7 protein-coding genes are annotated in these 7,122 nt (G+C 73.9%); 4 read left to right on the forward strand and 3 right to left on the reverse strand.

The genetic code is table 11. The features are described 5' to 3' along the window. The first annotated feature begins 43 nt into the window (after window positions 1-43). Genes BZL64_RS32985 through BZL64_RS32995 form a run of 3 tightly spaced genes read left to right on the forward strand, consistent with a single transcriptional unit; the run spans window position 44 to window position 3,239 of the window. On the forward strand, window positions 44-1,441 hold the full coding sequence (locus BZL64_RS32985) for a GntT/GntP/DsdX family permease (RefSeq protein ID WP_086772781.1): 1,398 nt from the start codon (window positions 44-46) through the stop codon (window positions 1,439-1,441). Between the two features lie 12 nt (window positions 1,442-1,453). Continuing rightward, entirely contained in the window at window positions 1,454-2,215 is a 762-nt protein-coding gene (locus BZL64_RS32990) for an SDR family oxidoreductase (protein ID WP_086772782.1), read from the forward strand. 13 nt (window positions 2,216-2,228) lie between these two features. Further along, window positions 2,229-3,239, forward strand: coding sequence for an L-idonate 5-dehydrogenase (locus BZL64_RS32995; protein WP_086772783.1), 1,011 nt, complete (start codon window positions 2,229-2,231; stop codon window positions 3,237-3,239). Window positions 3,240-3,253: 14 nt separating this feature from the next. On the opposite strand, the gene BZL64_RS33000 is transcribed toward BZL64_RS32995, so the two are convergent. The 3 genes from BZL64_RS33000 to BZL64_RS33010 all read right to left on the reverse strand — a co-directional run bounded on the left by BZL64_RS33000 (window position 3,254) and on the right by BZL64_RS33010 (window position 5,667). Next, complete coding sequence (locus tag BZL64_RS33000) at window positions 3,254-3,886, reverse strand: cytochrome b/b6 domain-containing protein (protein WP_086772784.1); 633 nt, start codon at window positions 3,884-3,886, stop codon at window positions 3,254-3,256. Continuing rightward, window positions 3,870-4,595: a molybdopterin-dependent oxidoreductase gene (locus BZL64_RS33005; protein WP_086772785.1), complete on the reverse strand. Its 726-nt coding sequence runs from the start codon at window positions 4,593-4,595 to the stop codon at window positions 3,870-3,872. Before BZL64_RS33005 ends, BZL64_RS33000 begins: the two co-directional genes overlap by 17 nt. Window positions 4,596-4,662: 67 nt before the next feature. Then, window positions 4,663-5,667 (reverse strand): hypothetical protein, encoded by a 1,005-nt coding sequence (locus tag BZL64_RS33010; RefSeq protein ID WP_425276095.1) that lies wholly within the window; start codon window positions 5,665-5,667, stop codon window positions 4,663-4,665. Between the two features lie 521 nt (window positions 5,668-6,188). Between BZL64_RS33010 and BZL64_RS33015 the strand changes: the two genes are divergently transcribed. Then, on the forward strand, window positions 6,189-7,082 hold the full coding sequence (locus tag BZL64_RS33015; RefSeq protein ID WP_086772787.1) for a DMT family transporter: 894 nt from the start codon (window positions 6,189-6,191) through the stop codon (window positions 7,080-7,082). Window positions 7,083-7,122 lie beyond the last annotated feature (40 nt).

A 7,122-nucleotide genomic window follows, 5' to 3' on the forward strand; every position in this document is an offset into this window, starting at 1 on the left:
TAGTACCCCTCTCCCCCATCCCCCGTACGTGTAAGGGACCCCCGTGACCAGACTCAGTGTCGAGATGCTGGCGGCGGACAGTGTCGAGCCGATCACCTCGGCCGGTCATGCCCAGCTGGGCATCGCCGTGCTGGCGGGCATCGCCGTCATCGTCCTGCTCATCACCAAGTTCAAGCTTCACGCCTTCCTGGCGCTGACCATCGGCTCGCTCGCCCTGGGCGCGTTCGCCGGGGCACCGCTGGACAAGACGATCGTCAGCTTCACCACCGGTCTCGGCTCCACGGTCGCCGGTGTGGGCGTGCTGATCGCGCTCGGTGCGATCCTCGGCAGGCTGCTCGCCGACTCCGGCGGCGCCGACCAGATCGTCGACACGATCCTCGCCAGGGCGGGCGGCCGCTCGATGCCGTGGGCGATGGTGCTGATCGCCTCGGTGATCGGCCTGCCGCTGTTCTTCGAGGTCGGCGTCGTGCTGATGATCCCCGTCGTGCTGATGGTCGCCAAGCGCGGCAACTACTCGCTGATGCGCATCGGCATCCCGGCGCTGGCCGGTCTGTCCGTGATGCACGGCCTGGTCCCGCCGCACCCCGGTCCGCTGGTCGCGATCGACGCCGTGGACGCCAACCTGGGCGTGACGCTCGCGCTGGGCGTACTGGTCGCGATCCCGACGGTGATCATCGCCGGTCCGGTGTTCTCCCGGTTCGCCGCCCGCTGGGTGGACGTGCCGGCCCCCGAGCGCATGATCCCGCAGCGGCCCTCGGAGGACCTGGAACGGCGTCCCGGCTTCGGCGTCACGCTGGCGACGATCCTGCTGCCCGTCGTGATGATGCTGGCCAAGGCCCTCGTCGACATCGTCGTGGACGACCCCGAGAACACCGTGCAGCGCGTGTTCGACGTGGTCGGCTCGCCGCTGATCGCCCTGCTCACCGCCGTCATCGTCGGCATGTTCACCCTCGGCCGGGCGGCCGGCTTCACCAAGGACCGGATCTCCGCCACCGTCGAGAAGTCCCTCGCCCCCATCGCCGGCATCCTGTTGATCGTCGGCGCGGGCGGCGGCTTCAAGCAGACCCTGATCGACTCCGGCGTGGGCCGGATGGTCCTGGAGATCTCCGAGGACTGGTCGATCCCGGCCCTGCTGCTGGCCTGGCTGATCGCGGTGGCGATACGGCTGGCGACCGGTTCGGCGACCGTGGCGACGATCTCCGCGGCCGGCCTGGTCGCGCCGCTCGCCGCCGACATGTCGACCGCCCACACCGCCCTGCTGGTCCTGGCGATCGGTGCCGGCTCGCTGTTCTTCAGCCATGTCAACGACGCCGGATTCTGGCTGGTGAAGGAGTACTTCGGCCTCACCGTCGGCCAGAACATCAAGACCTGGTCGGTCATGGAGACCATCATCTCGGTGACCGCCGGCGGCCTGGTCCTGCTGCTCTCCCTGGTCATTTAGGGGTACGGGGACATGACTCACCCTCTGTTCGACATCAGCGGCCGTACGGCCCTGGTGACCGGCTCCAGCCGTGGCATCGGGCTCGCGCTCGCCCGCGGCCTCGCGGAGGCCGGCTGCACGGTGGTCCTGAACGGGCGGGACGGTGACCGCCTCGCGAAGGCGGCTGCCGGCCTGCCCGGCGGGCGGGTGCACACGGCCGTGTTCGACGTCACCGACGGCGCCTCGGTGGCCGCGGGCATCGCGGACGTGGAGGAGCGGGTCGGACCGCTCGACATCCTCGTCAACAACGCGGGCATGCAACTGCGCGCCCCGCTCCTGGAGTTCGCGGAGACGGACTGGCACCGGATCCTGGACGCCAACCTCACCAGCGCGTTCCTCGTCGGGCGCGAGGCGGCCCGGCGGATGACGGAACGCGGCCACGGCAAGATCGTCAACATCTGCTCGCTGCAGAGCGAGGTGGTCCGGCCCGGCATCGCGCCGTACGCGGCCACCAAGGGTGCCCTGAAGATGCTCACCAAGGGCATGTGCGCGGACTGGGGCCCGTCCGGCGTCCAGGTCAACGGCCTGGGCCCGGGGTACATCGAGACCGAGCTGACCCGGCCGCTCGTCGAGGACGAGGAGTTCAGCGCGTGGGTGCGGCGACGCACCCCGGCCGGCCGGTGGGGCCGTACCGAGGACCTGGTGGGCGGGCTGCTGTTCCTGGCCTCCCCGGCGGCGGACTTCGTCGGCGGCCAGATCCTGTACGTCGACGGCGGCATGACGAGCGTCTTGTGAAAGGGGCCCGCGGATGCTGGGTTGTGTGATCCACGGTCAGGACGACCTGCGGGTGGAGGAGCTGCCGTCGCCGGTCCCCGGCCCGGGTCAGGTCCTCGTCGCGGTCCGCTACGGCGGCGTCTGCGGGTCCGACCTGCACTACTGGCGGCACGGCGGGGCCGGCGACTTCCGCCTCGCGGAGCCGATGGTGCTGGGCCACGAGGTGGTGGGGACGGCCCTCACGGGCCCCCTCGCCGGCCGGGCCGTCGCCGTGCACCCCGCCACCCCGTGCGGGGTCTGCCCGGAGTGCCGCGACGGCCGGCGCAACGTCTGCCGGGACACCCGCTACCTGGGCAGCGCGGCCCGCACCCCGCACGTCCAGGGCGGCTTCGCGGCCCAGATCGCCGTCCCGGCCGAGCAGCTGCGGCTACTGCCCGAGGGACTGGAGCCGCGCCGGGCCGCGCTGGCCGAGCCGCTCGCGGTGGCGCTGCACGCGGTGCGCCGGGCCGGGCCGGTCGCCGGCAAGCACGTCCTGGTCACCGGGGCGGGGCCGATCGGCTGCCTGGTGGTCGCGGCGGCCAGGTCGGCGGGCGCGGCACACGTGACCGTGACGGACCTGCTCCCGGCGGCGCTGGAGTACGCCCGCATCGCCGGCGCCGGCACGACCGTACGGGCCGACGACCCGGCGGACCCCGGGTGGCCGTCCGAGGTGGACGTGGCCATCGAGGCGTCCGGGGTGGCCGCGGGGCTCGGCACCTGTCTGCGGCTGGTGCGGCGCGGCGGGGTCGTCGTGCAGCTCGGGATGCTGCCGCCGGGGCAGAGTCCGTTCGCGGGCAACCTGGTGGTCAGCCGGGAGATCGAGCTGCGCGGGGCGTTCCGCTTCGACACCGAGTTCGACGACGCGCTGGCGCTGCTCGCCGCCGAGGACGCGTTCGACGGGCTGATCAGCGCGGTCGTGCCGGTACGGGAGGCGGAGTCGGCGTTCGCCCTGGCGGCCGACCGCGGCCGGTCCTGCAAGGTGCTGCTGGACTTCGGCACGTCCTGAGACCCATTCGGTGGTCAGCGGCGCCACAGCGGGTGTTCCCGGTCGGCCCAGTCCGGGTCGACCGATCCGGTGCGCATGCCGCGGCGGGCCTCCGGGTCGCCCAGGGCCATGCCGATGTGGCCGGCCAGGACGATGCCGATGGTCAGGGCGAGCCAGTCGTGCACGAAGGTCGCGCTGGTCCGCCACATGATCGGGGTGAGGTGGGTGAACCACATGAGCAGCCCGGTTCCGAGCATGACCAGCGTCGCGCCGGCGATCCACGCGGCGTAGACCTTCTGGCCCGCGTTGAACTTGCCGGCCGGCCGGGACTCCGCGCGCCGGTCCCGGCGCAGGGCGGCGCGCAGCCAGCGGCGGTCGTGCGGCCCGAAGCGGTTGAGGTGACCGAGGTCGGCGCGGAACGCGCGGGAGGCGAGTCCCGCCAGGACGGGGACGGGCAGGGCGAGGCCGGCCCACTCGTGGACGCGGACGACCAGCTCGCGGCGGCCGACGAGCCGCGCGAGTTCGGGGACGTACAGGAAGGCCGCCGTCAGGACGCAGACGCCCATGAGCAGGGCGGTCGTGCGGTGGACCCACCGTTCGGCCCGGCTGAAGCGACGGATGCGGGTGGGGGCGGGCGGGGCGTCGGCGGGGTCAGCTCGTAGGGTCATCGTCCCGCCCGTTCGAACGGCCCACCCAGGCGTCGATGTCGTAGCCGCGCTTCTCCCAGTAGCCGGGTTTCACCTTCTCGGTGACGGTGATGCCCGAGAGCCACTTGGCGGACTTGTAGAAGTACATGGGGGCCACGTACAGGCGGACCGGGCCGCCGTGGTCGTGGCCGAGGTCCTCGTCCTGCATGCGCAGGGCCACCAGGACGTCGGAGCGGCGGGCCTGGGCCAGGGTGAGGCTCTCGGTGTAGGTGCCGTCGAAGCAGGTGAAGCGGACGGCGCCGGCCCGTGCCCGCACTCCGGCCGCGTCGAGCAGCGTGGACAGCCGCACGCCCTCGAAGGGGGTTCCGGGCACCCGCCAGCCGGTGACGCACTGGACGTCCTTGACGATGCGGGTCTGGGGCAGGGCCCTCAGGTCGGCCAGGGAGTAGTCGGCGGGGCGGTCGACCAGGCCGTCGACGGTGAGGCGGTAGGTCTCCGCGTTCTTGTGCGGTACGGAGGAGGTCACCGAGTAGTAGCGGAAGCCGCCCCCGTTGGGGAGCAGCCCGGTGAGGCCGGTGGGGTCCTTGTCGGCGGCGCTGCCCAGGAAGTCCTCCAGGCCGCGCTGGAGGACGGGGGCGGCGACGACGCCGAGGGCGCCCAGGCCGAGCGTGCCGAGGAAGACGCGGCGGCCGATGGGCGTGCCGCGTTCCTCGGGTGGTTCTGCTGTCACGGCCCCATTCGAGCACTCGGGGCATGGGCGGGGCCAGGGGTCCGGGCAGGCCGTCAGAATTCCGTCATCACTTCACGGAGCCGGAACCGGAGCCGGAACCGGAACCGGAGCCGGAGCCCTCCCGGCCGAGCGCCGCCGTGCGGGCCGCGTGGAAGGCGGCGTACGGGTCGCGGTCCGGGTACGACCAGGGGGCCGGGGTGACGTGGTCGCCGATGCGCCGGAACAGGGCGGCGGCCTCGGCGGGCCGGCCCTCGCAGAACTTGGCGTGCGCGAGGAAGTTCAGGTCGACCAGGAGGCGGGGGTGTCCGTCGTGCTCCCATTCGAGCCACCAGTCGAAGGCGGCCTTCATCACGTCGGCGGCCCGGTGGTCGCGCCAGTGCCGGGCCGTCGTCGGGTCGGCGGGGGCGTGGCCGCGGACGGCCAGGGCCCGGTAGCGCGCGGCGTGGGCCACGATCGGGAGGATGGCCAGCGGGGAGTCGGCGGGCGCCTGCTCGGCCGCCCAGGACGCGAAGTCGTAGACCTCGTGCAGCTGGTCCGGTCCTGCGTCGGCGCGGCGCTCGGCGAGCAGGGCGACCATCAGGTGGTGGGCGTGGTGGTGGTCGCGGTGGCGGGCCCGGACCTCCTCGAAGATCCGGACGGCGTCGGCGGTGCCCTCGCGCTCCAGCATCAGCAGGCCGAGCCAGGGGGTGGGGTCGGCGGGTGCGGCCTCGGCGGCGGTCCGGCAGGCCGCGCGGGCGGTGGCCGGGGTCTCCTTGCCGCGCAGCGCGCGCCGGACGTGGGCGAGGGCGAGCAGGACGGCGGCGTCGGCGCAGCCGGGTTCGGCGAGCAGCCACGCGTGGGCGTGGGCGGCGGCGTACGGACCGAGGGCGAGGACGGTGATCCGGTGTCCGCGCCGGTCCCAGTCGTCACCGGTGCGGACGAGCAGCGAGCGGGCGGCCTGCCGTCGGCCCTGGGCCAGCGCGGCACGGGCGCAGGCCAGCTCGGCGTCGTCGAGGGCCGGGTCGGTGGGCGGCGGCGCGGTGAGCGGGGACTCGGTGAGCAGCGGGTCGGCGAGCGCGGCCTGCACGGACATGGTCTCCGCGAACGTCGTGTCGACCGTCGCGGCCGGGCGCTCTCGGCTCCCGGACAGGGACAACGGGGGTGGTGGGGGCACCGCGGGACTTCCTCGTGCTTCTCGGTGACGGGCCGGGGCAGGGCGCCGCGTACGGCTCGTGCGGCGGGCACGTCATCGGCCCGCAATCGGCCGATCACCCTCAGCAAACCGCCAGCCGGCGCCTGCCGTCAAGCGCCGGGGCACTCGACCGCCCCCAACTGCCTTCCGGTGGCCGGTACTTGGCGGAGCCCCGTACTGGTCGCGAGACCGCGGGCGGCGCGAATGTGGCGTACGCCATGGCGCGGCCCGCTCCCGTCCCTCAGCATGGCCGCACGGTCGCGCCGCGCCGCCCCCGGCGCCGCGACCGCGTCAGGCGCCCGGAGCAAGGTACTCCCCCGAGGCACGTTCTTCCGGGCACTCGCAGGGCGCCGAGCGCGCCCGGAGGCTACAGTCGGTGGCTCCCCGCCCCGTGGCCCGACCCGATGATCGAGGTACGCAGCGTGTCGGTTCTGGTTCTGCTTCTCGCCGTGAGCGCCGCCTGCTGCCTGGGTTTCGGATTCGTCCTCCAGCAGAACGCGGCCCAGAAGGCGCCCCTCGGCGACTTCCTCTCGCCCCGGCTCCTGCTCGACCTGATGCGCGTACCGCGCTGGCTCGGCGGCATGGGGCTGATGGTGGCCGGCATGGCGCTCGGCGCGACCGCCCTCGGCCACGGCCAGGTGTCACTGGTCGAGCCGCTGCTCGCGACGAACCTGCTCTTCGCCCTCGCGCTCTCCCGCCGCCAGACCGGACAGCCGCTCGGCCGGCAGGGCTGGTCGGGCCTGCTGCTGCTCGGCGGCGGGGTGAGCGCGTTCATCGTGGCGGGCGAGCCGCGCGGCGGCACCGCGGTCTCCGATCCGCTGCGGCACTGGCTGATCATCGGCGGGATGGTCGGCCTCGCCCTGCTGCTCACCGCGTACGCCAAACGCTCACGGCTGTCCTCGGGCCCGGTGCTGCTCGCCCTCGCGGCCGGGCTCCTCTACGGCGTCCAGGACGCCCTGACCCGGGTCAGCGGCGAACGCTTCTCCGACGGCGGTCTCGCCCTGCTGCTCACCGGCTGGCAGCCGTACGCCGTGCTGGTGCTCGGGGTGACCGGCCTGGTGCTGGTGCAGAGCGCCTTCGAGACGGCGCCCCTGCGGATGTCGCTGCCTCCGCTGACCGCCGCCCAGCCGCTGGCCGGGATCATCTGCGGGGTGGGTTTCCTCGGGGACCGGCTGCGCACCGACGCGGGCGCGCTGGCCTGGGAGGCGGCGGGGCTCGCCGCGGCCGTCGTGGGCATCATGCTGCTCGGGATGCACCCGGCGATGCCGCAGGGCGCGGCGCCGCGCGAGCGGGTGCCCGACCTCCAGCCGCTCTGACCCCCGGCCGCTCTGACCCCCGGCCGCCGCCCTTCTGGCC

Source organism: Streptomyces bobili (assembly GCF_002154575.1).
Classification (GTDB): domain Bacteria; phylum Actinomycetota; class Actinomycetes; order Streptomycetales; family Streptomycetaceae; genus Streptomyces; species Streptomyces bobili.

What these genes read in the sequence shown, in the direction of transcription:
- BZL64_RS33010 (WP_425276095.1), bottom strand. Translation starts at nt 5,667, where the DNA reads ATGTCCGTGCAGGCCGCGCTCGCCGACCCGCTGCTCACCGAGTCCCCG.
- BZL64_RS32990 (WP_086772782.1), top strand. Translation starts at nt 1,454, where the DNA reads ATGACTCACCCTCTGTTCGACATCAGCGGCCGTACGGCCCTGGTGACC.
- BZL64_RS32995 (WP_086772783.1), top strand. Translation starts at nt 2,229, where the DNA reads ATGCTGGGTTGTGTGATCCACGGTCAGGACGACCTGCGGGTGGAGGAG.
- BZL64_RS33000 (WP_086772784.1), bottom strand. Translation starts at nt 3,886, where the DNA reads ATGACCCTACGAGCTGACCCCGCCGACGCCCCGCCCGCCCCCACCCGC.